This window comes from Paenibacillus sp. HW567, assembly GCF_000374185.1.
GTDB lineage: Bacteria > Bacillota > Bacilli > Paenibacillales > Paenibacillaceae > Paenibacillus_AQ.
On record NZ_KB910518.1, the window covers coordinates 1,288,452 to 1,314,331 of the forward strand.

20 protein-coding genes and 1 pseudogene are annotated in these 25,880 nt (G+C 51.5%); 17 read left to right on the top strand and 4 right to left on the bottom strand.

Annotation, left to right across the window (positions count from 1 at the left end; translation table 11 throughout):
• Positions 1-12 precede the first annotated feature (12 nt).
• The 8 genes and pseudogenes from B212_RS0105665 (at position 13) to B212_RS34340 (ending at position 4,936) form a co-directional block, all read left to right on the top strand.
• Entirely contained in the window at positions 13-840 is an 828-nt protein-coding gene (locus B212_RS0105665) for a transketolase (protein WP_019909496.1), read from the top strand.
• A gap of 20 nt (positions 841-860) precedes the next feature.
• A complete protein-coding gene (locus B212_RS0105670) occupies positions 861-1,796 on the top strand; it encodes a transketolase family protein (RefSeq protein ID WP_019909497.1) in 936 nt (311 codons plus the stop codon).
• An 11-nt stretch (positions 1,797-1,807) separates the two neighbouring features.
• Positions 1,808-3,334 (top strand): glycerol kinase GlpK, encoded by a 1,527-nt coding sequence (glpK, locus tag B212_RS0105675; protein WP_019909498.1) that lies wholly within the window; start codon positions 1,808-1,810, stop codon positions 3,332-3,334.
• Positions 3,300-3,420 (top strand): annotated as a pseudogene (locus tag B212_RS35240) (hypothetical protein); the annotation flags it as partial. The gene glpK and the pseudogene B212_RS35240, both read left to right, overlap by 35 nt.
• A 227-nt stretch (positions 3,421-3,647) precedes the next feature.
• Complete coding sequence (locus B212_RS32995; RefSeq protein WP_028530633.1) at positions 3,648-4,148, top strand: aminotransferase class I/II-fold pyridoxal phosphate-dependent enzyme; 501 nt, start codon at positions 3,648-3,650, stop codon at positions 4,146-4,148.
• Positions 4,145-4,495, top strand: a complete 351-nt coding sequence (locus tag B212_RS33000) for a hypothetical protein (RefSeq protein ID WP_028530634.1) — start codon at positions 4,145-4,147, stop codon at positions 4,493-4,495. Before B212_RS32995 ends, B212_RS33000 begins: the two co-directional genes overlap by 4 nt.
• Positions 4,496-4,508: 13 nt before the next feature.
• Positions 4,509-4,802, top strand: a complete 294-nt coding sequence (locus B212_RS0105690; protein WP_019909499.1) for a hypothetical protein — start codon at positions 4,509-4,511, stop codon at positions 4,800-4,802.
• The gene (locus B212_RS34340; protein ID WP_019909500.1) at positions 4,799-4,936 is read left to right on the top strand and encodes a hypothetical protein; all 138 of its coding nucleotides are present in this window, start codon (positions 4,799-4,801) and stop codon (positions 4,934-4,936) included. Before B212_RS0105690 ends, B212_RS34340 begins: the two co-directional genes overlap by 4 nt.
• A gap of 36 nt (positions 4,937-4,972) precedes the next feature.
• Here the strand turns inward: B212_RS34340 and B212_RS0105700 are convergent, their stop codons facing one another.
• Positions 4,973-6,529, bottom strand: coding sequence for a response regulator transcription factor (locus B212_RS0105700; protein WP_019909501.1), 1,557 nt, complete (start codon positions 6,527-6,529; stop codon positions 4,973-4,975).
• An 18-nt stretch (positions 6,530-6,547) separates the two neighbouring features.
• On the bottom strand, positions 6,548-8,335 hold the full coding sequence (locus B212_RS0105705) for a sensor histidine kinase (protein WP_019909503.1): 1,788 nt from the start codon (positions 8,333-8,335) through the stop codon (positions 6,548-6,550).
• 126 nt (positions 8,336-8,461) lie between these two features.
• Here B212_RS0105705 and B212_RS0105710 point away from each other — a divergent pair, with 126 nt between their 5' ends.
• The 4 genes from B212_RS0105710 (at position 8,462) to B212_RS0105725 (ending at position 13,260) form a co-directional block, all read left to right on the top strand.
• Positions 8,462-9,811 carry an ABC transporter substrate-binding protein gene (locus B212_RS0105710; RefSeq protein ID WP_019909504.1) on the top strand — a complete coding sequence of 450 codons (1,350 nt, stop codon included), beginning with the start codon at positions 8,462-8,464 and terminating at the stop codon, positions 9,809-9,811.
• Between the two features lie 62 nt (positions 9,812-9,873).
• The gene (locus tag B212_RS0105715) at positions 9,874-10,755 is read left to right on the top strand and encodes a carbohydrate ABC transporter permease (RefSeq protein ID WP_019909506.1); all 882 of its coding nucleotides are present in this window, start codon (positions 9,874-9,876) and stop codon (positions 10,753-10,755) included.
• Positions 10,752-11,648: a carbohydrate ABC transporter permease gene (locus B212_RS0105720; protein WP_019909507.1), complete on the top strand. Its 897-nt coding sequence runs from the start codon at positions 10,752-10,754 to the stop codon at positions 11,646-11,648. Before B212_RS0105715 ends, B212_RS0105720 begins: the two co-directional genes overlap by 4 nt.
• A 34-nt stretch (positions 11,649-11,682) precedes the next feature.
• Entirely contained in the window at positions 11,683-13,260 is a 1,578-nt protein-coding gene (locus tag B212_RS0105725; protein WP_232231464.1) for an alpha-L-rhamnosidase-related protein, read from the top strand.
• Between the two features lie 118 nt (positions 13,261-13,378).
• On the opposite strand, the gene B212_RS0105730 is transcribed toward B212_RS0105725, so the two are convergent.
• Positions 13,379-14,293 (bottom strand): dihydrodipicolinate synthase family protein, encoded by a 915-nt coding sequence (locus B212_RS0105730; RefSeq protein WP_019909509.1) that lies wholly within the window; start codon positions 14,291-14,293, stop codon positions 13,379-13,381.
• Positions 14,294-14,390: 97 nt separating this feature from the next.
• Here B212_RS0105730 and B212_RS0105735 point away from each other — a divergent pair, with 97 nt between their 5' ends.
• From B212_RS0105735 to B212_RS0105745, 3 genes are read left to right on the top strand one after another with little or no spacing between them, the layout of a single operon-like run.
• The gene (locus B212_RS0105735) at positions 14,391-15,173 is read left to right on the top strand and encodes an IclR family transcriptional regulator (protein ID WP_019909510.1); all 783 of its coding nucleotides are present in this window, start codon (positions 14,391-14,393) and stop codon (positions 15,171-15,173) included.
• Complete coding sequence (locus B212_RS0105740; RefSeq protein ID WP_019909511.1) at positions 15,164-17,143, top strand: YjhG/YagF family D-xylonate dehydratase; 1,980 nt, start codon at positions 15,164-15,166, stop codon at positions 17,141-17,143. The genes B212_RS0105735 and B212_RS0105740 overlap by 10 nt, the downstream gene beginning before the upstream one ends.
• Positions 17,140-18,726, top strand: a complete 1,587-nt coding sequence (locus B212_RS0105745) for a glycoside hydrolase family 43 protein (protein WP_019909512.1) — start codon at positions 17,140-17,142, stop codon at positions 18,724-18,726. Before B212_RS0105740 ends, B212_RS0105745 begins: the two co-directional genes overlap by 4 nt.
• Positions 18,727-19,129: 403 nt before the next feature.
• Here B212_RS0105745 and B212_RS0105755 read toward each other — a convergent pair whose 3' ends face one another.
• Complete coding sequence (locus B212_RS0105755; RefSeq protein WP_019909514.1) at positions 19,130-19,324, bottom strand: hypothetical protein; 195 nt, start codon at positions 19,322-19,324, stop codon at positions 19,130-19,132.
• 448 nt (positions 19,325-19,772) lie between these two features.
• On the opposite strand from B212_RS0105755, the gene arfA reads away from it, so the two are divergent.
• Together arfA and B212_RS34920 are read left to right on the top strand one after the other, a co-directional pair.
• Positions 19,773-21,287, top strand: a complete 1,515-nt coding sequence (gene arfA / locus B212_RS0105760; protein WP_019909515.1) for an arabinosylfuranosidase ArfA — start codon at positions 19,773-19,775, stop codon at positions 21,285-21,287.
• 236 nt (positions 21,288-21,523) lie between these two features.
• Positions 21,524-25,861 (top strand): hypothetical protein, encoded by a 4,338-nt coding sequence (locus B212_RS34920; protein WP_019909517.1) that lies wholly within the window; start codon positions 21,524-21,526, stop codon positions 25,859-25,861.
• Positions 25,862-25,880: the final 19 nt, after the last annotated feature.

Here is a 25,880-nt window from a genome sequence, read left to right on the forward strand (position 1 = left end):
AACTTATAACTTATGAATATTCAAGAACTGCAGATAAAAGCTGCACAGATACGCATGGATTTATTGACCATCATTCATCGTGCCAAGACAGGACATACCGGTGGCTCCCTGAGCAATACGGATATTTTAACCGCACTCTATTATGAAATTATGAATATTGATCCGGCTCGCCCCAAGTGGGAGGAGCGGGACCGTTTTATCGCCAGTAAAGGCCATTCGGTGGAATCGCTGTGGTGCGTCCTGGCGGATCGCGGTTTTTTTCCTAAGGAAGAGCTGGAAACCTACAGTCAATTCGGCACACGCCTGATCGGTCATCCCAATAATAAGGTGCCCGGCATTGAAATGAATACTGGAGCATTAGGCCACGGGTTGCCTATTTCCGTCGGAATGGCACTAGCTGCCAAACGCGATGGTCGCTCTTACCGGGTCTTCTGCTTAATGGGCGACGGGGAACAAGCCGAAGGCTCGAACTGGGAGGCGGCGATGGCCGGAGCCCATTACAAGCTGGACAATCTCGTAGGAATCATTGACCGGAACCGGCTGCAAATCAGCGGGTCTACCGAAGAGGTCATGGGACTCGAGCCTTTGGAGGAGAAATGGTCCGCTTTTGGCTGGAATGTGATTTCGGTAGACGGCAACGACATGGAGCAACTGGTGCATGCCTTCCGCTCGGTTCCAGAGGTTTCAGGCAAGCCGACACTGATAATGGCCAATACAATCAAAGGCAAAGGCGTATCCTTCGCTGAGAATGTTCCCGCGTGGCACCATCATGTACCTAGCGATGAGCAGCTTCAGCTTGCACATGCCGAGCTTCAAGGCTACATCGACACTTTGAAATAGAAAGGAAAGGTGAATCACCTATGAATACAATTCCTAATCGTCAGGTAATCTGCGAAACCCTGCTGGAGCTGGCTAAAGACGACCGCGATATTATGGTATTGGCCAGCGATTCCCGCGGCTCCGCAGCTATGGCGCCTTTCGCCAATACATTTCCGGAGCAATTCGTTGAGGTAGGGATTGCGGAGCAGAATATTGTGGGCATGTCCTCGGGGCTGGCCCATAGCGGCAAGAAGCCGTTTGTCACCTCACCTGCCTGCTTCCTCAGCATGCGCAGCATCGAGCAGATTAAGGTGGATGTTGCTTATTCCCGCACCAATGTGAAATTGATCGGAATTAGCGGCGGTGTAAGCTACGGCGCACTTGGCATGTCGCATCATTCGGTGCAGGATATCGCTGTCGCGCGTGCTATCCCTGGCCTGGCTATCGTGCTGCCGGCAGACCGGCATGAAACGAAGAAAATGACGGAGGCCTTAGTCAAATATGACGGAGGCGTCTATGTGCGGATCGGGCGCAATGCTGTTGAGGATGTCTACGAATCGGATGACTATCCCTTTGAGATTGGCAAGGCTGTAATCATGAAGGATGGGACGGATGTTACGATTATCGCGGCTGGAGAAACCGTGCGCATCGCTCTGGATGCTGCTGAACTGCTGTCCGCTGAAGGCATTTCCTGCCGTGTAATCAATATGCATACGATTAAGCCGCTGGATGAAGCAGCCATTATTGCCGCCGCCAGAGAAACCAAAGGCATCATTACGATTGAGGAGCACAGTATTTACGGAGGACTCGGCGCCGCTGTCGCTGAAGTTGTCGTGCAGAATGAGCCGGTTCCGATGAAGGTGCTCGGTATCCCGGATGAACCGGCAATCGCCGGGAAGACAGCCGAAGTCTTTCAGCATTACGGTCTCACAGGCGATAATCTCAAGCAAGCGGCAATTGAACTGATCAATAAATAAAGGTGAAGCTAATGGAACTGGAGCCAAAGTATATTTTAGCTGTCGATCAGAGCACCTCGGGGACCAAGGTTCTGCTTGTGGACCGGCGGGGAGAAGTGATTCATGACGCTTCACTGGAGCATCGGCAGCACTATCCGCAGCCGGGCTGGGTGGAGCATGACCCTATTGAAATATATAACAATGTTAAGAACTGTATAGCTGCGGTTCTCCAAAAGGCAGATATTTCTGCGGGCGGGCTTGCCGCGCTGACGATCACCAACCAGCGTGAAACTGCCCTTATGTGGGACCGCATCACCGGACTTCCTGTCCACAATGCCATTGTCTGGCAGTGTCAAAGAACCGCTGAACGGTGTGCACAGCTCAAGAAGGATGGCAAAGAAAGTATAGTGCGTTCAAAAACCGGGCTGGTGCTGGACCCGTACTTCTCCGCCGCTAAATTCAAATGGATTCTTGATCATGTGGCGGAAGCTCCGCAACTGCTGGAGGAAGGCCGGTTATTGGCGGGAACGGTGGATAGCTGGCTGATCTGGAAGCTGACCGGCGGCAAGGAGCATGTGACGGATTACTCCAACGCGAGCCGGACCTCTCTGTTCAATATCCATACTTTAGAGTGGGATGAGGAGCTGGCGGCCCTGTTCGGAGTTCCGATTGCCCTTCTTCCCAAGCTCAAGCCCTCCGATGCTGTCGTTGGTTATACTGATGAGCCAAGCCTGTTTGCAGAGCGGGTACCCATTTCCGGCGTCATCGGAGACTCGCAAGGAGCACTGTTCGGCCATCTGTGCTGGGAGCCTGGCATGGCCAAAGCAACCTATGGCACAGGCACCTCTATACTGATGAACGTAGGAGAGGAGCCGGTTGATGGCGGGGAGGGGCTGGTTACCACTATCGCCTGGGCCGCCGCCGGAAAGGTTGTTTATGCGCTTGAGTCGGTTATACGCACGTCGGGCGACAGTATTAAATGGGCGCGGGACAATCTGGGGTTATTCTCTTCTTTTGATGAGATGCAGCAATTAATTTCCGGGATTTCTTCCACCGAGGGGGTTTATTTAGTACCGGCTTTTGTTGGTTTGGGTGTGCCGTACTGGGACCCTTATGCAAGAGCGGCGATCATCGGAATGAACCGGGGAACCTGTAAAAATCATATTATCCGCGCCGCTCTGGAAAGTATCGCTTATCAGGTGCGTGATGCCGTGGATTTTATGCAGCAGCAGTCCTCGATTACATTCTGCGAGCTTCGCACGGATGGCGGAGCATCCTCCAATCCCTGGCTGATGCAGTTTCAGGCAGATATTCTGGGGAATTCAGTTGCCCGTTCCACCCGTGCTGAATTGTCGGCGCTGGGTTCTGTTTATCTGGGCGGTCTTGCGACTGCTTTCTGGTCCGGTCTGGATCAGTTTGCTTCAGGTACAGACAAATATGAAGTCTACCAGGCTGCGATGAACGGGCATACAAGAGCTGAATTATATACAGGCTGGCAGAATGCGGTGCGCTTAGTAATAGGTCCCGACGGAAGACAACATGAAGCTGACCGGAATTGATTTTTACCACCGCTATTAAGAGGATGTCCGGCTGTTTGCAGCCTAATGAAAAAGGTCTTCAGTTCTACGATGATCTGTTCGATGAATGTCAAATACGGGATCGCAACGAACGGGCAGAGCCTGTTTGAATGAAAAACAAGAGCCTTCAAGTCCGCTGCCACCAGGGATTTGAAGGTTCTTGTGTTCATATAGGCAGTTAATGGCTAATCTATAACTTATTGTTTATTGATTAAAGCCGAAATCGTATATATTGTAAATTATATCTTAGAAATGATTGTCCATCCATCTACATCATCGGGGAGGCGAAATCATATTGGCTCTGAAATGCCAGGAAGTGATGTCTTTCCGCACGCTTAAGGTTAACGCCTTCCGTTCCTACAATGCACAGCTCCTTGGCGTCGATATTGAACCGGATGGGATCAGCATAGAGCAGCTTGAAGAGACGCTCAAGACCCACGATAATATCAAGCTGCTGTACACCATTCCCAATTTCCAGAATCCGACGGGAGTCACAATGTCCCTTGCGAAACGCAAGGCCGTCTATGAGCTGGCGAAGCGTTACGGCGTTATGATTCTGGAAGACAATCCTTATGGCGAGGTCCGTTTCCACGGCGAGGATATTCCCAGCATCAAATCGCTCGATACCGAAGGCATCGTCATCTATGTAGGTTCTTTCTCCAAAGTGCTCTCCGCCGGAATCCGGGTAGGTTATGTGCTCGCTCCGCTGGAAATTGCCAGAAAATGGTGGTCGTCAAGCAAAGCGCCGATGTGCATACGAATCTGTTCGCGCAGGTGCTGGCGGAAAGGTTCATGAATGACTACAACTTCGATGGACATATAGCGATGCTGCAAAAGATTTACGGGCGCAAATGCGACCTCATGCTCTCCTGCATGGACGAAGGCTTCGGGGACAGAGTTACTTACAACAAACCCGAAGGAGGCTTGTTCATCTGGTGCAATCTTCACCAGGATATCCATCCGGCCGAGTTCTCCGCCAAATGCGCGGAACTTGGGGTGACCTTCATTCCCGGCAATATGCTGGCCGTTTCACCTGCGGATTGCACCGATGCGTTCCGGCTCAATTTCTCCACCCCGAGCGATCAGCAGATCGTTGAGGGAATCGGAAAAATGTCGTCTGTGCTCAAGGCTCTGAAGAACTGACAGGAGGATTAACATGATTATTTCGACAGTACTGCTGAATGATGAGGTTCGCCGTATGGTGCTGGAGCAGACGGGAGAGGAAATTGCCGTGTGCAGCAAGGTTTCCGAAATTCCTGAGGAGCAGCTTGTCCTCGCGGACGTAATCATTGCCAGAAACGAGCTGTTTGAAGCGGAGATTCTGGAAAAATGCATAAATCTCAAGCTGCTCTACATTATGAGCGCCGGTGTGGATAAGCTGCCTTTTGCGGAGCTTCAGGCACGGGGCATCCGTGTCTGCAATGCAAGCGGCATCCACGGGCAGCAATGACCGAGCATGCGCTGGGGGTTATGATTGCCTTCAGCCGCGATATCAGCGGCAGCATCCGCAATCAGGGCAAGCGGAAATGGGGCGATTACAGCCGCCTGGGCGAGCTGGCGGCAAAGCCCTTACCCGGAATTTGACTGATCCTAAGCTCCGGGCGGGGGCAGTGCTATCACTCAAGACTGGTTCCGGTAAGCTTCGGGCGTGAGTCCAGTGCTCTTTTTGAACAGGCGGAAGAAATACTTCTCATTCTCAAAGCCCAGGGCATTGGCTATGATGTATACTTTGTCGTCCGTGGTTTTTAACAAAGCTTTGGCGTCCTCAATCCGCAGCTTGTTAATGTAATCCGTGAAATTCTCCCCGGTTTTCTCCTTGAACAAATGACTTAAATAACTGGAGTTCATAAAAAATAATGAGGAGACCTTCTCCAAGGTCAGATCCTGCAAATAGTTTCTGTGAAGATAAACCTTCACATTATCAATCACATTCGGTGAAGAATACGGTGATCTCTCTTTCAGCAGCTCCGCCAGGTCTGGCAGCACAGTCATAAAATACTGGCGGATTTCCTCCGGGTCAAAGGATGTATGAAGCATAGCCTCCATGCTGGAAGAGGTTGTTTGGTAAGCCGTTTCCGGAAGATGCAATCCGAGCAATTGTTTGATCTCCGCAGCCAGTACCTGGCATTGGTGCTTGAGCTGGAATAGTGTGGCGCTCGGCAACTGCATATAAAAAGTAAAGAAATCGACGACACTCTCCCTGACTTTCGAGGAATGTCCGGCTTCCAAATAGAACATTAAATCCCCGCTTTTATTCCATAAAGGCATTTCCGAAGGACGGTCTTCGGCGTTGTACAGGAATACGGAGCCGAAATCCATGACCCCCTTTCTGTTCATGGCGCTTAAGCATTCCTTCTGCGCCTGATTCAATTCACACATGTTGGACTTGGCGGCACTGAGCCCCGCAAATACTTTATTATAGGGAATCGAACGCAGCGGCCCGAGCAATTGATCGGCGGAATGAAGCGCGAAGCCAGTGTCCATTCCTTTATAGGTAACCCGCTCATATGAAGCGAATATCACGAATACCAAATGCTCGTTCACCGGGTGCGGGACTGAAATGTAATTTTCATGAATGCCGCCTTCAAAAAGCTTCGAATCTATCTGCGCGGAACTATATACAGTCAGCAGAACATAGTAGCTTGCAGCCGCAAAGCGGTTCATCTGTCCGGACTGAAAGGACAGGGGTTTGCCTGTATGATCATCCAGAATAAGATGCAGCAGCTTCTGCTGATCCAACTGATGAATGATCGCTTCATTTTCGCTTTTGGATAATGCCGCCTGCTGCTGGGTAGAACGTTCAATTGCCAACGAATCTATGGCTTTCCGCAGTGCCTGGTGGATTTCATCGCGGCTGAACGGCTTGAGCACATAGCTGACAACTCTGGCGGAGATCGCCTCCTGCATATATTCGAAATCGGAATGTCCGCTGATGACAATGATCTTCTTAGCAGGATATCTCATCTGCATAACCCGCAGCAGGGATTTACCGTCCATCACCGGCATCCGCATATCCGTCAGGATCAGGTCTGGATCGGACTCCTCGATGAGCTCCAGCGCATCCTCCCCGTTCTCCGCCTCTCCCAGCAGGACGAGCTCCTGTTCAAAGGACTGGATCTTTTTGATCAGTCCTTTACGAACGAGGTATTCATCGTCGATCACAATAAAAGTATGCATTAGCATCCGTCCTTTTCGTTAATTTGCCGGGATGGTGATTCTCACTATGGTGCCGGAGCCTTCCTGACTCTCAAAGGTAAGTCCATATTCCGGACCGTAATACAGCACAATCCGCGAATGAACGTTTTTAATCCCGATGCTCCGTTTATTTCGTTGTCCAAACCCGCTAAATTCCGGGGAATCGGCCAGCAGGGCTTGAATTTCGGCGACTTGGGCTGCCGTCATGCCGATGCCGTCGTCGATAATTTCAAACACCAGATGGTTTCCTTCTCTGCAGCCGTTGACGGTAATGCTGCCTTTGCCTTTTTTATTTTCAAGCCCATGATAGAGTGCGTTCTCCACCAGCGGCTGCAGAATCAGCTTCAGAATTTTACTGTCCGTCACCCGCCCGTCAACCGCCTTGTAAAAAGAGATCTTGTCTCCGTACCGGATTTGCTGGATCGCCATATAGTTGTCCACATGCTGCAATTCCTCAGCGGCCGGGACCCGCTCGCTTTCCGTCTTGATGCTGTACCGGAACATATCGCCAAGCGCTTTAGTCATAATAGCGATGCTCTCCACTTCCTCAATTTCGGCAATACTGTTAATGGACTCCAGCGTGTTGTACAAAAAATGTGAATTGATCTGCGCCTCCAGCGCCTTCATCTGGGAATCCAGGGACAGTATGCGGTTCTGGTAGCTCTCCCGGATGTACAGGTCGATGTCCCGCATCATCTTGTCATATTCCGTATACAGAATGCCGATCTCATCATTCCGTTTGTATTTGGCTTGGGAGGGAATGAATTTTTGCGATTTATTTTTGCGCATGGTCCGGCTAAGCTCGATAATCGGCCGCGTAATCCACACGGACAGAATAATGGAGAGGATTACGAAGAGCACGCCGCAGGTGGCGGAAATATAAATAATCAGCTTCTGGGAGATTCCGTATTCCTTATACAGCTCAGAGGTCGAAAGATTGGCAATGACTTTCCAGCCGTTGCTCGGGAAGGCGCGGATAACCGTTATATAGTCAGAATTATAAAATTCCGCCTGGTCGCCGGTCATGGTCCGGGCCTTTGTCCAAAGCTCGGCAGGCAGCGTGGAGCCTTCAGGATTCTGTGAGCCTTCAAAGAGCAGGGTGCCGTCCTCATTTACCAGATAAATATTGGACAGGTTGGTTGCCAGATTGCGGTTGAGGCCGCTGAAGATATCCAGACTGCAATCGAGCATGAAGACGCCGAGAAATTGCCCTGTATTAATATCGTAAACCGCGCGTGAGAAGGAAATGGAGGGTTTGGGATTAATAAAATAAGATTTGATTTTGTTATCCCCGATGTACAGCTCCCCATGTTTGGCCAGTGTCTTCTGATACCAGTTGTCCTGAAGTGGGTTATAATCCGCCTTGAGGTCACTTGCCGCACCATAGCTGATAAATTTACCGTCCGGTGTAAAAAGATAGATGCCATTGATATAGTCGTAACCCAGCAGCACATTCTGAAAAATCAGCTTCAGCTTGTTGCGGATCGTGTAGATTTCGAAAGAATCATTTGTCGTCTGAAGCTGCCGCAATTCGTCGCTGACTGTTCTATATTCCGTTGAACTGGAGGATTGCTGCTGGAAGGTGATCGAGATCCGCTCAATATTTTGCAGGACAGCTTCAATGCTCTCAACCGCATTTCCGATGGTGGTCGCTGCCACCAGGGAGGTCTGCTTATTCACCAGCTTGGTATAGCTCCGGTAAGAGCTGAAAGCGATAACAATAATCGGGACAACAGAAACCGCCAGCAGCACCAGAAACAGCTTGGTTTTAATATTAAAGAATCTCATTTCAGGCCTTCCTTTCAATCCAAAGATAGTGCACTCAAATGACCAAAGTAAGTATACCGCCGATGATAGTAAAATGAAAGCGTAAACAGTAAGCGCATAACACAAACGAAAGAGGGGATTCATTTCATGAAAGCTAAACCATCCTTTTGGGCCGGCATCACCGCTTTGATCTTGTCCGCGTCGCTTCTTGGCGGCTGCGGTTCCAGTTCTAACAACGAGCCGGCGGCTTCAAATGGCTCTGCGGCGGATTCAGGAGGCTCCAGCGCGAAACCGGTAACCATTACCTTGATGATGTCAGGGACTAAGGCGCCCGACGGCCAGGACTTTGTATTGGATATTCTTCCTAAGCTGGTCAAGGAGAAATTCCCGAATGTTACGCTTGAAACGTCTAAATATCCTGATGAACAGTACATTACCTCTGTCCGTACGAAGCTGGGGGCAGGGCAGGGCCCGGATATTTTCCTGGTGTTCCCAAGAAATGCCTCGCTTGCTGTGAACGATATGGCGAAGGCCGGTTTTGCAGCAGATCTGTCTGACCTGAAATTCCTGGACAATATCAGTACGGCTGCGAAGGAAGATATGGCGTATCAAGGAAAACAGTATGCGATTCCATCGGGTATGGATATGCTTGGGGTTTACTATAATCAGGAGTTATTCAAACAGGCGGGAATTACCGCGCTGCCTAAGGATTGGCCGTCCTTCCTCGAAGCCTGCCAGAAGCTGAAGGCTGCGGGGATTACGCCAATCGTCCTTGGAGATAAAGACCCTTTCTTCATTCAATTCGGGATGTATCAGATTGCGGCGAATACCGTTTACCCGGATAACAAAGAGTTTGACACTAAACTTCAGACCGGAGAGACTTCACTGAATGACCCTAAATGGGTGAAGGCAGTTTCCATGTTCAAGGAGCTATATGATAAGGGATATGTCATTAAGAACTCCCTGGGACTCGGCAGCGCTCAAGCCGCCCAGAATTTTATTGACGGCAAAGCTGCAATGGTGTTCGACGGAACCTGGGATTATCCGACACTGACGGCTAAAGGCGCATCTGAATTTACACGCGGCTTCTTCGCGCTCCCGGCTAACGATGCCGGCAAGCCGACTTATATTGCTGCGGCGACATCCGCCGGGTATGCCATCAATGCCAAATCCGAGAATATAGCCATCGCCAAAGAAATATTGAATTACTGGTTCGACGGCCAATCCGACCTGTTCAAGAGCTGGGTGGACTCCAATACGTCCATCAGCGTATACAAAGGCGTTCCGCTCAATCATGAGCTGTTCAAAACCGTATTCGATGACTATAACAATAACGGAAACTCCATCTATTTCCCGAATCAGATGTGGGTGACAGGAGTAGCTGAAGAAATGGAAGCGAAGTTCGCCAACATTATTGGGGGACAGAAGACGACACCGGAGGAAGTAACGGCGGCGATGGATAAAAAATATCAGGAACTGGCAAAAAGCAAGCAGTAGATCATAGATACACCGGTCATTTGAAATGGCCGGTGTACCAGGATAGAAAGGAATGAGAGAAAATGAACCGGACTGTAATGAAAAAAACGATGTACTTTTTTGCGCTCCCGGCCTTGGCATTTTACCTGATCTTCTGGATCTTTCCGATTCTGAAGCTGTTTCAATACAGCGTTACCGACTATAACGGGTTCTCCCCGGATTTCAGCTATATTGGCTTGGACAATTTCAAAGACTTGTTCGCAAGCGGAACGCTTGGCACTTCACTCTGGCACACGGTGTTGTATACCGTAATCAGTGTAGGTTTAGGCAACCTGATTGGATTAGGGCTTGCTTTGATGCTGAATATGAATATCCGCGGTAAAGGCTTTTACCGGTCCATCTCCTATATCCCTACCTTGTTCAGTGCAATTGTCGTAGGCTTTATCTGGAGTTACGTCTATATGCCCGATTCGGGGATGATTGTCACCCTCTTGTCCAAGCTAGGAATTAACACGGAGAACATCAATTTTCTCGGCAATTATTCCACCGCCCTGTACTCGATTATCTTTGTGGAAATCTGGAAAAATATCGGCACTACGATGATTATCTTTCTGGCCGGTCTGCAGACCGTTCCCAAGGACCTGCTGGAAGCGGGGGAGATTGACGGCTGTAGTCCGTGGCGGCTATTGACAAATATCAAGCTTCCGCTGCTTGCCACTTCGGTGACCATCAATATTACACTGAGCCTAATCAATGGTCTGAAGGCCTTTGACTTCCCGTTCATTATGACCAGCGGCGGTCCCGGAACTTCGACTAACACGCTGATTTTCTCAATTTATAAAATGGCCTTCACGGAGCAAATGTTCGGCAAAGCCTCTGCGCTCGGCATTCTGTCCTTCTTGTTCATCATGATCCTCACCGGCATCTTCGTGCTGAATATGAACAAACGGGAGGTGTCGGTATGACGTCGATGACCAAGAATATGCTGGCAACCGATCCGAAGCGGGAAGAGATCAAGCGGCTGCACGGCCGGAAGCTGGGGAAAAAAGCGCTGGTTCAACTGCTTGTAATAGCCGTAATGGTGCTCAATCTGATTCCTTTGGTGATTGCGTTGTCCACCTCTCTGCGTTCTCCCGACAATATGAGCAATCCGGTCAACTTGTTTAATGAATTCTCATTGTCGAGCTACCGCTCTGCATTTGAACGGATGCATTTTCCGCAGGCCTTTATGAACAGTCTGGTTCTGACCGGCATTTCCGTGATCGTCGTAGTGTTCATCGCTTCGATGGCTGCCTATCCGATGGCCCGGATCAAGAGCAGAACCAGTCAGTTTCTCTACCTGTTCTTCCTTTCAGGACTTGTTGTTCCCGGCCAGATGGTATTGATTCCGATTGTGCAAATGCTGAACAGCCTGCATATTCCGAGCACGCAGTATACGCCGATCCTGATGTTCATTACGTGCAGTCTGCCGTTCTCCACCTTCCTGTATACCGGCTTTATCCGCAGCGGAGTGCCGGAGGAAGTGGAGGAGGCGGCGCATATCGACGGGGCCGGACTGTTCTACCGGTTCTGGCGAGTCGTGTTTCCGCTCCTGATTCCGGTTACCGTGTCCGTAATTATCACGCAGGGTGTATGGATCTGGAATGATTATTTTTTCAATATGATCTTCATTACCAAAGCTTCGCAATCCCCGCTGCCGCTGGCGATGCTCGGTTTCATGGGCGACCAGCAGAACCCTACACAGTGGAACGTGCTGTTCGCCGCCTGCTTCCTGTGCGCATTGCCGCTGCTCGTCGCATTTACCTTCATGCAGAAATATTTCGTGGGCGGGCTTACCGTTGGTTCAGTCAAGGGCTGATCTGCTTAGCGATGAATCTTAATTAGGAGGCTGGATGATGTCTCAAGCCAATCAACAGAGTGCAGGCGTGAAGATCAAGAAGAATGAAGCTTTTGCCGTGGCGGCAGAGCGGCTTGTCCCTGAATTATTCCATGAGGTCTGCCGTCCGCAGCATTTGATGAAAGTTATAGCCGATGAAGAAGCGGTTCATGGATGGAGAACGGAGGCTGTAGGGCCGGCAGATAATTTACAGGCGCTTGTCCTTGGAAAAGGGGATGAGGTCATTCTGGATTTCGGCAAACACCTGGTGGGCAAGCTGTCGTTTCATATTGTGCCGGACGGAAGTCCGCCCGATGCGCCGCTGTATTTAAAGGTAACCCTGGGAGAGATGCCGGTTGAAATGGGGGAAGCCTTTGCCGAATACAATGGCTGGTTAAGCCGCTCCTGGCTGCAGGAGGAAACGTGTCACTTGGATGTGCTGCCTCACACACTGCATATGGAACGCCGTTATAGCTTCAGGTATCTGAAGCTTCAGGTCATCGACACCTCCGTGAAGTATAAGGTGATCTTTGATGATGTCTACTGTACAACCGTGACCTCGGCTTCGCCGGAAAGGCTTGTGCCGCTGAAGCATCCAGATGAGGAGCTTGGGCGGATTGACGAGGTTAGCATCAGGACGCTGAAAGACTGCATGCAGGAGGTTTTTGAAGATGGGCCGAAGCGGGACCGCAGACTTTGGCTGGGTGATCTGCGGCTGCAGGCGCTCGCCAATTACGAAACCTTCAAAAATTACGATTTGGTCAAACGCTGCCTGTATCTTTTCGCCGCGTATCCAACGGATAAAGGATTGATTTCGGCTAACCTGTTCATGAAGCCAGTGGTTATTCCCGATGATACTTATCTGTTCGACTATTCGCTCTTTTTTGTGGCAACGCTGAGTGACTATTATGAAGCTACGCAGGATATGGACACGCTTCGTGAGCTGTGGCCAACCGCTTTTCGGCAAATTGAATTGTCGCTGGAGCGGCTGGATGCGCGTGATATCGTACAGGACGATGAGACGTGGTGGGCATTTATTGATTGGAAGGATCAGCTCAGTAAAGTGGCCTCCGCCCAGGCGATTCTAATCTATAATATGAAATCGGCACTGCGGCTTGCGGCAATACTGGAGGATCACAATCAAGAGTTCCTGCAGGTGAGAATTGAACAGCTCACAGCGGCAGCATTGCAATTTCTGTGGAGTGACAAGCTGCACTGCTTCGTGAGCGGGGAACAACAGCAAATCTCCTGGGCCTCGCAAATCTGGATGATACTGGCCGGTGTGTTGGATGAAGGGAAAGGGAGAGAGCTGCTTGTGCGTCTGCTCGAGGAGAAACCCGGTTTATCCTTGACCACTCCTTATATGATGCATCACTTGATTGAGGCCTTGATTCAGGTCGGCGAGCGGGAAAGAGCCGCGCAGGAAATCAAAAACTATTGGGGCCAGATGATTAAAGACGGAGCGGACACCTTCTGGGAGCTGTATGATCCCGGGGACAAAAATTTCTCTCCTTACGGCAGCTACTTAATCAACAGCTATTGTCATGCCTGGAGCTGCACACCGTCTTATTTCATCCGTAAATATCATTTATAACGGCTTAAGTTGAATTGATGGTGGAAGCTGGCGGGCCGGCAGATTTGCCAAAAAAACAGGTGAGGTATGCTGATCTCCGGCGTGCTTCACCTGTTTTTTGGTGTGCAGTCCGCTTCAATCAGACCGATGCAATCCCGGCTCTGTTGAAGATCCGCTGCAATTGCTGCTCCTTCTCCTCACTCCAAGGACTTGATGGAGGAAGACTGAAGGTCCCGACAGGAATGCCTGACAAGCGCACAGCTTCTTTGACCGAAGAGATAAAAGGCTCATCCAGACCGTACAGCGGCGGGATCTCGATAACTCTCCGGTGATATTCAAGCATCGCTGCACAATCGTTATTCTGGAAGCCGTTATACACGCCGAGCAGAAGCTGCGGGGCAAAATTGGCGCTGGCCGCGATGGCTCCGGCTCCGCCTGCCGCAAGGGTGGGCAACAGATATTCATCAAATCCGCAGAACACTGCGAAGGTTGGATTTATCTCTTTTACCTGTAAAATCATCTGGCGGATATGGCTCAATTGGTCCACCGTTTCCTTGATTCCGACAACCCGGGAATAACGTGCCGCAAGGCGGCTGACAAAGGCAGGACTCAAATCCTGGCCGGTAAGCGCGGGAAAATTGTACAGCATCAGGGGCAGCTCAGACGCTTCGGCGATCGCAGAATAATGCGAGAACAAAGCTTCTTCGCCCAGCTTGCAGTAGTAGGGATTGATTACGATAACGCCGGTAGCGCCACTTTCGCAAGCATGCTGTGTGAGGCGGATCGCTTCGGAGGTAGTGTTGCTGCCCGTTCCAATCCAGACCGGAAGGCGTCCGCCCGTATAATCAATACAAAACTCCGCAATCTCCTCCCGCTCCTCCGCGCTAAACTGGCTGAACTCCCCGGCTGTTCCCAGGAAAAAGAGACTGTGTACGCCCTTCTCAATCAAGCTGTCGATCAGCGTCTGCATTCCAGTGCGGTCAAATTTCCTTTTTTCATCCAAAATGGTCGGTACAGGGGGAATAATGCCCGCGTTTGCATGAATAAGATTCATTTTATTTTTGCCTCCCAGTTTGTTATTATAAACATGAGATTATTATATTGAACTGGAAACGCTTAATCAAATATTTTTTAGGAGAGGAGATGGAGGTTTGGAGCGAAAATATTGGGTTCCCGCGCTGGAAAGGGCGGATTTGATTCTTACGGCAATTTCCAGGAAGCCCGGGGAGTACAAGCTGATGGATCTGTGCGAGGCCACGGGCATCAATAAAAGCTCGATGTTTTCTCTTCTGCGCACGATGGAAGCATTGGCCTGGGTGCAGAAGGATGAGAAGGAGGCATACGCGCTGGGAGCAGGGGTTTCTTATTACAATACGGTTTTTAATGAATCCCGTAAGCAGAACACTAATCTGGTGGAGCATTTCCTAAAGCTCTCCTCTGAGAGTGTCAAGATCGTGGGTGAGACCTTCCAATTATCTGTGCTGGACCGGAGCGAGATTCTTTATTTGGCCAAGCAGGAAGGGCCTTCGCTGGTAAAACTGGAGTCCAGCCCAGGAATGCGGTTCCCGGCACATGCAACGGCGATGGGCAAGATGATGCTCGCCATGCTTCCTCTGGAAGAGCTTGAAAGACGATATCCGGACAGAGCCTTAGCCCCGGTTACTGCGCATACGGTTACGGATTGGAATGAATTCATGGCCGTATTGGCGGCTATCCGCAAGAAGGGGTACGCAGTGGATCGGGAGGAGGTTATTAAAGGAATCTGCTGTGTGGCCGCACCCATTCTTGATGCTGCCGGGAAGGCGGTTGCATCGGTGAGCACCTCGATGATGCAGCACGCTTATGCCGACAAACAGGAGACAGCGGTGACGGAAGTTGTTCACCTTGCCAGGAAATTATCTTCTTCAAGAGAGAAGGGTTCAGAGTGGAAATGAGCTTGCAAGAAATCATGCGGGAGGCCCCGGAAAAGTCTGCTTCTGTACATACAGCCGCGGCAGGCCCCGCAGGCAGCCTCCCTATTACAGGTGAGGTGCTGCGCAGCGCCCCGAGCGGTGAAATATTTGGAATGACCCAGAATGCCGGAATGGGCTGGGACCCGCTCCACATGAATCTGCCCCAATATCTCATCCTGGGCACGATGGGGGGAATCCGGCGGGAGGACGGCAGTCCGCTGGCGCTTGGTTATCATACAGGCCACTGGGAAATCGGTGTGATGATGGAGGAAATCGCCCGGGAAATTACCGAGAGCCGGGGCATTCCGTTCGCGGGGTATGTCAGTGATCCCTGCGATGGCCGCTCCCAGGGAACGCCAGGCATGTTCGACTCCCTTCCGTACCGGAATGATGCGGCCATAGTGCTGCGCCGGTTAATCCGTTCTTTGCCAACGCGTAAAGGAGTGCTGGGTGTAGCCACCTGCGATAAAGGGCTGCCTGCAATGATGCTCGCACTGGCTGGAATGCGTGATCTTCCGGGGATTATCGTGCCCGGGGGCGTTTCTCTTCCACCGCTCCAGGGAGAGGACGCCGGTAAAGTGCAAAGCATCGGCGCTCGGTTCAGTAACGGAGAGCTGTCTTTGGAAGAGGCTGCGGAGCTGGGCTGCCGTGCCTGTGCCACTCCGGGAGGAGGCTGCCAATTCCTGGGGACCGCCGCGACGGCTCAGGTCATAGCCGAGGCGCTTGGGATGGCGGTTCCCCATTCGGCGCTGGCTCCCTCAGGACAGCCCGTGTGGATGAATGTAGGCCGTCAATCCACACGCGCACTGCTGCATATGGACCGGAGCGGAATCGTAATGAGGGACATTCTTACAGATCAGGCGATTGCCAATGCCATGGCGGTTCATGCGGCATTTGGAGGCTCTACCAATCTGCTGCTTCATCTGCCGGCCATTGCACATGCTGCCGGACTTCGGGTTCCAACCGTTGAAGATTGGAATCGGGTGAACCGTAAGGTGCCGCGTCTCGTTAGTGTGCTTCCTAACGGACCGATTCCGCATCCGACCATCCGTGTTTTTCTTGCCGGCGGAGTCCCTGAGGTCATGCTGCATCTGCGGCGGCTGGGGCTCATTGACGATTCTGTGCTGACAGTAACCGGGAGGACACTTGGAGAAAATCTGGACTGGTGGGAGACCTCACAGCGACGGACGGAAATGCGCAATCGCTTGAGAGAGGCGGATGGCATTGATCCTGATACCGTTATTATGAGCCCGGGGGAGGCCAAACGGCGTGGTCTTGCTTCGACAATGACGTTTCCAACCGGCAATCTGTGCCCGGAAGGCGCGGTGATCAAATCGGCGGCGATTGATCCGGCGGTTCTAAGCGGTGAGGGCATTTACCGGCATGTGGGGCGAGTGAAGGTTTTTACTGCGGAGAAGGATGCGATCAGAAGCATTAAGGACGGCCACATCCATGCCGGGGATATTCTTGCCGTCATCGGACGCGGCCCCAGTGGAACAGGAATGGAAGAGACGTATCAATTGACGTCCGCGCTGAAGCATTTGCCCTTCGGGAAGCATGTTACCCTGATCACTGACGCACGGTTCTCCGGTGTCTCTACCGGTGCCTGCATCGGCCATATGGGACCGGAAGCGCTGGCCGGGGGACCGCTTGGCAGACTGCGGGATAACGATTGGGTTGAGGTGCTTGTCGATACGGTCAAACTTGAAGGTAGCGTGAATCTGGTGGGCGAGGGTGAAGAGCCTGAATCGCGGGAAGCAGGAGACAGCATTCTGGCCTCCCGCACTCCGCACCCGTCCCTTGCCGTCGATCCCGGCTTGCCGGAGGATACCCGGCTGTGGGCGGCGCTGCAAGCGGCCAGTGGCGGAACCTGGCAAGGCTGTGTCTATGATGTTGATAAAATTATTGCCGTCCTTGAAGCGGGACAGCGAGTTTTGGGGTGGAGATCATGAGCAGAAGTCTGATACAGAATCCTATTCTACGCGGGTTTCATCCAGACCCGTCTATTTGCAGAGTGGGAGAGGATTATTACATTGCCACATCTACATTTGAGTGGTTTCCCGGAGTCCGGATTCATCATTCCCGTGATCTTGTGAACTGGAGGCTGCTAACGCATGTGCTGACCCGCAAGTCGCAGCTCAATATGGAGGGAGATCCCGACTCCGGCGGAGTCTGGGCCCCTTGTCTTAGCTACGATGCAGGGACATTCTATCTTGTGTATACCGATGTCAAAAGCAGGCAGGGAGCGTTCAAGGATACCCCTAATTATGTAGTAACCGCCTCCAGTATTGAAGGACCTTGGTCTGAGCCTGTCTATCTGAACAGCAGCGGATTCGATCCCTCCCTGTTCCACGATGCTGACGGGCGTAAATGGCTGGTCAATATGCTGTGGGATCATCGGACCCGGAACAACAGCTTTGCCGGCATTGTCCTGCAGGAGTACTCGCCAGAGCTGAACAAGCTGACCGGACCGGTGCTGAACATCTACAAAGGTACAGCTATCGGACTTACGGAAGGGCCGCATCTGTACCGGAAAGACGGCTGGTATTATCTCATTACGGCAGAGGGAGGCACTCAATATAACCATGCGGTGACTGTAGCCCGGGCGCGGCACATCGAAGGACCTTATGAAACCGCTCCTGACAATCCTGTGCTGACTTCAGCCGGGGATAGGGGATTGGAGCTGCAAAAGGCCGGGCATGCCTGCCTCGTTCACACGCATACAGATGAATGGTATATGGTCCATCTGTGCGGCCGTCCTGTGAAGGATAAATACTGTAATCTGGGCAGAGAGACAGCGATTCAGCGCTGCACCTTCACAGCGGAGGGCTGGCTGGCCCTTTCCGGTGGAGGGAACCAGCCTTTGCTCACGGTAGAAGGCCCGGATATGCCGGCGCATCCCTTTCCGGCACCGCCGGAGAGAGATGATTTTGACGCCCCGGAGCTGGATGTCCGCTGGAGCACCTTGCGTGTTCCTGCCGATGACTCCTGGCTCTCCCTGCGGGAGCGGCCCGGATCCTTGCGGCTGAGAGGAAGAGAGTCCATGAGCTCGCTGTACCACCAGAGCCTGGTCGCCCTGCGCCAGCAGGATTTCTGCTGCAGTGCCGAAACGAGCCTTGAGTTCGAACCGGAGCATTTTCAGCAGATGGCCGGACTGATTGTCTATTATGATACGAAGGATTACGTGTATCTGCGAATCACTCATGATGAAGAATTAGGCAAATGTCTGGGCATCGTTCGTTCCAGGGACGGAGTGTATGACGATTCTATGTTTGAGCAGATTCCACTGCCAGCCGCAGTAAGCTGCAAGTTAAAGGTAGCAATCAACCGGGAATTTGCCCAGTTCTATTACTGTATCGGAGATACAGGCTGGGAAAAGATTGGCCGGAGCATGGAAATCTATCATTTATCCGATGATTTCCCGGCTTACATCAGGTTCACCGGCACCTTCATCGGGATGTGTGCCCAGGACCTGAGCGGCACCAGTCATTTTGCTGATTTTGATTATTTTGAGTACAAGGAGCTTTCGCGGTAGAGGGAAAGATTCGAGTATTTTAAAATAATGGTAATCTGGTGATTGGAGTCCCTGTTCATTCAGGGCAATCGCTTACGGATTTTTTCGAACATTTGAGTATAAAAATCAAGGAATAAATGGCTTTCACCCTGGGTGAGGGTAAACTGAAGTGGGGCTGCTCTACTTCAGTTTATCCTGCTCCAACAACGGTATTATTGCGGTTATTTCGGCCGTTTCCTCTGATCCTGCTCCAACAACGGTATTATTGCCGTTAATTCCGCCGTTTCCTCCCGATCCTGCTCCAACAACAGCATATTTGCTGTTATTTCGGCCGTTTCCTCCCGATCCTGCTCCAACAACAGCATAATTGCTGTTAATTCTGCCGGTTTCCTTCGGTCCTGCTCTAACAACTGCATAATTGCGGTTAATTGCGCCGTTTCCCTTGATCCTGCTCCAACAACAGCATAATTGCTGTTAATTCCGTCGGTTTCCCTCGGTCCTGCTCCAACAACGGCATAATTGCTGTTAATTCTGCCGGTTCTCCCTGATCCTGCTCCAACAACGGCATAATTGCTGTTAATTCTGCCGGTTCTCCCTGATCCTGCTCCAACAGCGGCATAATTGCCGTTAATTCCGCCGTTTCCCCTGAGCCTGCTCCAACAACGGTATAATTGCAGTTATTTCCGTCCGTTCCCCTGATCCTGCTCCAACACCGGCATTATTGCAGTTATTTTCGTCGGTTTCCCCTAACTTACCTTACGCTTCTTCTTGCTTCCCCTACTCTAGTTCATTTCTTAAGCGATTACTCTGCCCCTGTTCATTGCTTGTTTATCGCAAGCTTTGGGCGGTTTTTTTTGCCGTGCATTTACCATATTTGCCTGCAGAAGCTAAAGGTTGAAAATATATAAAATTACATTTAATTCATCAATATAATTAACGACAGCAAACCGCTAAAATAGGGTTCGTAAAGCTATTTAGGATGAACTTAATAATACATAAAATGGGGAAATCTATAGTTCATCATATCTAGCATAGCAAGTTGAAAATGTGAAAACAGGAGGAAGGTTATGTCTAACTTTTTGAAAGCAAAGATGACTGTAGATAAGGAGTATACCCTGGCTGAGGTTGATCCCCGCCTGTATAGCTCTTTCATTGAACATCTCGGACGGGTTGTCTATGGGGGGATTTACGAGCCGGGGCATCCGCAGGCCGATGAATATGGCTTCCGTAAAGATGTGGCCGGGCTGATCCGGGAAATCGGAGTACCTATGATACGTTATCCCGGGGGCAATTTTGTATCCGGTTACAATTGGGAGGATGGTGTAGGCCCGGTTGCCAACCGTCCAAAAAGACTGGAACTGGCCTGGAGAACAGTCGAGCCTAATGAAGTAGGAACCAATGAATTTATCCGCTGGGCGCGGGAGCAGCAGGCCGAGGTGATGATGGCGGTCAATTTGGGCACAAGAGGCGTCGATGCAGCACGCAATCTGCTGGAATATTGCAACCATCCCGGCGGCAGCTTCTACAGCGATCTGCGGAAATCGCACGGCTATGCGGAGCCGCATGGCATCAAGACATGGTGCCTTGGCAATGAAATGGACGGCCCTTGGCAGATCGGGCAGAAGACCGCGGCGGAATATGGCCGGCTTGCCAGCGAGACTGCCAAAGCAATGCAACTTGTTGATCCCTCGATTGAGCTGGTGGCCTGCGGAAGCTCCTTCCGCTCCATGCCAACCTATGCGCAGTGGGAGGCGGAGGTGCTGGATCACACGTATGAGCAGGTGGATTATCTGTCGCTGCATACGTATTACGGCAACGCGGAGAACGATACGGCCAACTATCTGGCGAAATCGCTGGATATGGATCTGTTCATTAAGGAGATTGTCGCTGTCTGCGATTACATCAAAGCGAAGAAGCGCAGCAAGAAGACCCTGAATCTCTCCTTCGACGAATGGAATGTGTGGTTCCATACGCTGGAGACCGATAAGGAAATCGCGCCATGGCAGTTCGCACCAGCGCAACTGGAGGATCGGTACACCTTTGAGGATGCGCTGATGGTCGGCAGCATGCTGATTACGCTGCTCAATCATGCCGACCGCGTCAAAATCGCCTGTCTGGCCCAGCTTGTCAATGCGATTGCGCCGATTATGACCGAGAACGGGGGGGCGGCCTGGAGACAGACGATCTTTTATCCATATCTGCATGCCTCGCTGTATGGCAGAGGAACCGTACTGCGTCCGATCATTTCCTCTCCCTTATACGACAGCAAGGATTATACCGATGTGCCGCTGCTGGATTCGGCGGTTGTATTTAATGCGGAGAATGAGGAGCTGGTGGTATTTGCGCTTAACCGGAGCGTGGAGGAGAAGCTGGTGCTGGAGTGTGATGTGCGTGGCTTCCAGGGCTACCGGGTGGCGGAGCATATTGTGCTGGAGCATGAAGATGTGAAGGCGGTCAATACCGCAGCCTCACCGGATATGGTGCAGCCGCACAGCAAGGGCGATGCGCAGGTGTCGGACGGGCTGTTAACTGCGCAGCTAAGTAAGCTGTCCTGGAATGTAATTCGCCTGCGGCGGGTTTAGCACACCTGCTGAATAGGGTCTTTTCGGTGATTAAGACTGGATTACGATGAGGATAACTATCTGAATGATAGGGTGCTTTGAATGAGATTTCTTACTGATTTACAGTCTAGAACGGTTACATGGTCCAGTGAAGGACGATGTAGCCGTTTTTTATTAAGAAAATTTATGAAAAAGGCTGTGAATCAGCTCCTGAAATTACCATTACTTGTATACGGAATTTCAGGGAGTGACCCTCTATGTCAAGCAAGATTGCTGTACACAAGCCGGCGGAGCAGCAGACTGAGACTAAAAAGAGTTCTGCACAAGCCCCGCTCACAGACAAAGCGGCTCTTAAGCCACAACTGCGAACACCGCTTGAGCTCAAACGCCTAACTAACCGACTCTTAACGGCCCCGGAAACGGTAACCTCCGGTGAGTTCGCTATGCTCACGGGTGTCATTGGCCTTCGGAGCGCTCTTATGCTGCTTGACCAAGGCAAGCGGAACAAGGGAAAGGCAGAGCGAGCGGACACAACCTCAGATATAACATCGAAAGATTCTCAGAACCTGCCTGCTGCTTCACGCGACTCTTCAATACCGCAAGCGTCACCGTCAATACATCAGTCAGAGGTTTCGGCCCAGCCTGTATCAGCACAAGCTGCAAAGCCTGAAAGTTCTGAAAAGCCTGAAAAGACCAGCCCGAAAACTGAAAAAGACAACAGGGCTACGACTGAATTTAAAAAGGATGCTGAAGGTAAGCTGTCGCCACTCCCAGATAAACCGGCTGCAGTTCAGGTAATCCATGCCACCAGAACGGCATCTCAACCCGGAACCGGACGGAAACAAAAGTCTGAGAATAAGCCTGCGATGGTTAAAGCGGAAGCTCAGGCGGAAAGAACGGCGGAGTCAGCCGCAGATGCCAAGTTCGAGGGTAAGGCAGGAGCAACCGGGGAGGCCAAGTCAGGTGCGAAGCCAGAAGGGAAAGCAGGAGCAAAGGCGGAAGCCAGTTCAGGCGCGAAGCAACAAACCAAGCCGGAGGAAAAGACCTCAGCCAAGCCAGCTCCGGACCGGCCTAAGTCTGCTGCTTCTTCTGGTCCGCTGTCCGCTAACCTGCCGCTGCAAGCCAGAAAGGCACCGGCAAAAGCTCCTGTTGTAAAGATTAAAGGCGATAATCCGGGCAGTGTGATCCGGCAGCTCGGCAGTTTTGCTCCGGCAGAAATCGTGGAGGCTTACACTCAAGCGGTAGATGTCTCGGGGGGAGCGCTGGAGCAGCAACGGCAGCAGGCCGAGAAGGCGCTGCCTGCAATTCCGGCACCGACCGGAATCGCACCCGGCAAGGATACTGAAGCTGCTGGTTCTGCGAAGCGGAAAGCGGCGGGTGCGGTGCCGGCTTCCGAGCTGCCCGCTTTTCAGAGCGGGAAAAAGGGCGGGGATACCCCGGCAGGGATGGCCAGCTTCCCTCAAACCCCGGAGGAGGCAGATCCTGACCAGATTATGGCGGAAGCAAGCCGGTATGCGGCAAATCCGCCGGAGATTGGCCTGACGGGTGAAGCGGACCCCTCTCAGGTGGAGAGCTATCAGGCAGAGGCTGCGCAGCATATGCAGACTGTACAGCACTCCGAGCTGGAGCAGACCCGGCAGGATTTCGGAGAGGACCGGATTCTGCCCAAGCCGGACGATGCTATTCTCACATCCGGGCATGCGATCCGCGCCGTGGCTCCGCCAGCTTTTCAATTGAAATCCACTGGTGTGATCCCGCCCGATGTTGCCGGCTACCTCAACCCTCACCTGGAGGGCCCGCTTCAGACCTATATGGAGAATAGCCAGGCAGAGTACCAGAAAGGGAAGGAGCCGTTTGACAGCGGACTCACCACTGCCAAAAGGGATACAAAAGCCGAAGTGGAACGGCTGAAAACCGAAGCTTCAGAGAAGCAGCGAAGCGAACAGGCTGCTGCCAAATCGGAAGTCTCGGGATACCGGAGCCAGTGGCAGGAAGAGATCAAGGCTACCAGCGGGGAGTTTGACCGTGAAGCGGGTACTGCCGCTGCAGAGAAGAACAAGGAGATTAGCGGGATCAAGGCTGAGAAGGAAGGCGAGGTCAAGAAAAAGCTGTCCGAAGCCGAAAGCGAATCCCGGCAGGAATATAAAACCACGAAAACCCAGGCAGAGGAGAAGCAAAAGGAAGGCGAAAACGAAGGCGGGCAAACAAAGAAAAAAGCGAAAAACCCCTGGGAATGGATCAAGGAAAAAGGAAGGCAGGTCGGGGAAGCCATCCAAAAGGGCATGAACTTCCTCTTCACCCAACTGCGGAAGGCAGTTAAAACCATTTTTGATAAAGCGAAGCAAGCCGTTGTGGGGCTGATTGAAGCAGGACGGAAGCTGATTGTCAGCGCCATTAAAGGCTTCGGAAACGTGCTGAAGGGCTTAGCCAATAAAATATTCGCCCGTTTTCCGGGCATTGCCAAGAAGATCAACGGCTGGATCGACCGTGCGGTGAATAAGGCGGTTCAAGCCGTCAATACTGCTGCGAGCCTTCTGAAAAAAGGGGTCAGCACCGCCCTGGACTTCATGGGGAAAACGGTGGATAAGCTGTTCGCCGGTGTCCAGTCGCTATATAACGGCATATTGTCGGGAATCGGGAAATTCCTGAACGGCGACTTTAAAGTGAATTTCGGCAAGTTCCTGGAGATTGCACAAATTTCTGCTGAAATTGCTGCCGCTTTTGCGACAGGCGGAGGCAGTATTTTGGTTCAAATCGGCGTCTGGCTGACATCGACACTCCCTAAGCTTCTGCGTCAGGCGAACTCGGTCATGACTGTGGTCAACACGTTGCGGAATTTCAAAGTGCAGAATGTGAAGCAGTTCCTGAATCCGTCGGGAATGGGCGGTTTTCTGGTCAAGGGGCTGTTCGGTGAACTTCAGCCGCTACAAACGGGCCAGGAGGACGATAAGGAGAAGGACAAGGACGCTGGTAAGGCTCCGAAAAGCGGAGGCCAGGAAAAAGGGCTGATGAAGGTGCTGCAGCTCCTTGAGGGTGTGTTCGGGATTCTGCAAAAGACTGTAGGCAAGGTTGCCGGGGCCATCAACAAGGCTCTTCCGGTTATGAACATATCGGACAAGTCGTGGTTTAATCCTTTCAGTATGGCATATGCCGGTGCTGTTCAGGCACTGGAGGTTGTAAAGAATCCCGCTGAGGCCCTTAATGAGGGGGCCGGTAAGCTTAAGGAAGCCGCCGGAGGTTTTTTTAAGGGGATTCGGGAAAAGGTAACCGAAGCCGCCGGCGGGATTAAAGCAAAGGTGCAGTTGCTCGGGAAACCGGCCCAGCTCATGACGGTACTGGCCAATAAAGGTGTGGATATGGTACTGAATTTTATCATCACCAATCCGCCGTCAGCGCTGATTAAGGCCGTGTTCAAGGGGATTGAAGCTGTAGCAGGTGAGTCTCTGGTTGACCTGATCCGCCAGCATATTCCTTTTGCGGACAAGCTGATCAACAAGATCGCAGCGTCCGGCCCGGTCCAGGGTTTGATGCAGCCGCTTCAGGGACCTGTAGAAAAGGTCGGTGGATTGATCGACGAAGCCACCAGCGGAGCGACGGCTCTTGTCGATGATGCTGAATCGCAGGCGAGTAGTGTCTTCGGCAACGGCGCGAAGCTGCTGGCAAATCTGTCCGGGACCTCAGGAGGAGGCAGCAAAGACAGCCCAAGCCAAAAAGAAGAGCAAAAAGCCGGCGGAAAAGCAGGGGCTGCCAAAAAAGAATCCGGCGGCGGTTTTCTCGGTACGGTTAAGGGAGGCGTTCACTCCCGGCTGTTAGCCTTCGGCAAGCAACTGTTGAAATCCGGAGTCAACCTCGCGGTGGCCGGAGCCGGCAAGCTCAAGAACGCCATCTCCGGCCTGCTGGTCAATTTCAAAATCGGCAAAGAAAACCACAAGCTCTGGGTCGAAAAGAGTGGCAGCGGACATGTGGTGATGATGGCTAGTGAGGATCCAAAAAGAGTATCAAGGATTGTAGAGGAAGCGAGTAATGTTGTAGCGAATTCTGATAGTGAGGATAATCAAGGACTGGGTGAATCTACCAAGGAACTTACAGGCAAGCTCGAAACAGTTGAAACTAAAAAAATCGAGCAAGTAACAAATGAACAACTTGGAACATTAGTTCCTGCGCTGACAGTGGTTGAACCTTACTTGGATAAAGAAGGGGGCGCCACCGGTAAGAATGATGCAGGATGGTTGTCCGGGAAAAATGGTGAGGTGAACTGGAAGAGCTTACCGAACTTTGGTCATACTTTTGAAACACATGGCGCAGGCAAAAAAACTTTAGATTCATTGAAAGGACGGGCAAGAACTGTGAATGAACAAGGAGTAATGACAGAACAAGGTCAATGGCTAGATAACCAAAAAGCAGCAAAATTATTAAACTTGTATGGTAAAGTTGATAAGCCAACAGTATTAGAAATACCAGAGGGATTAGGACAAGTAATACAACCCTCTTGGGATATAATACCAGCTCGCAGAGCCGTTATTATTCCAAACTCAAAAACAGGTAAAATAAAAACTGCCTACCCTGTAAGTGATGCTTTTGAATTAAAAGGATAATCATGACATATATGAATAA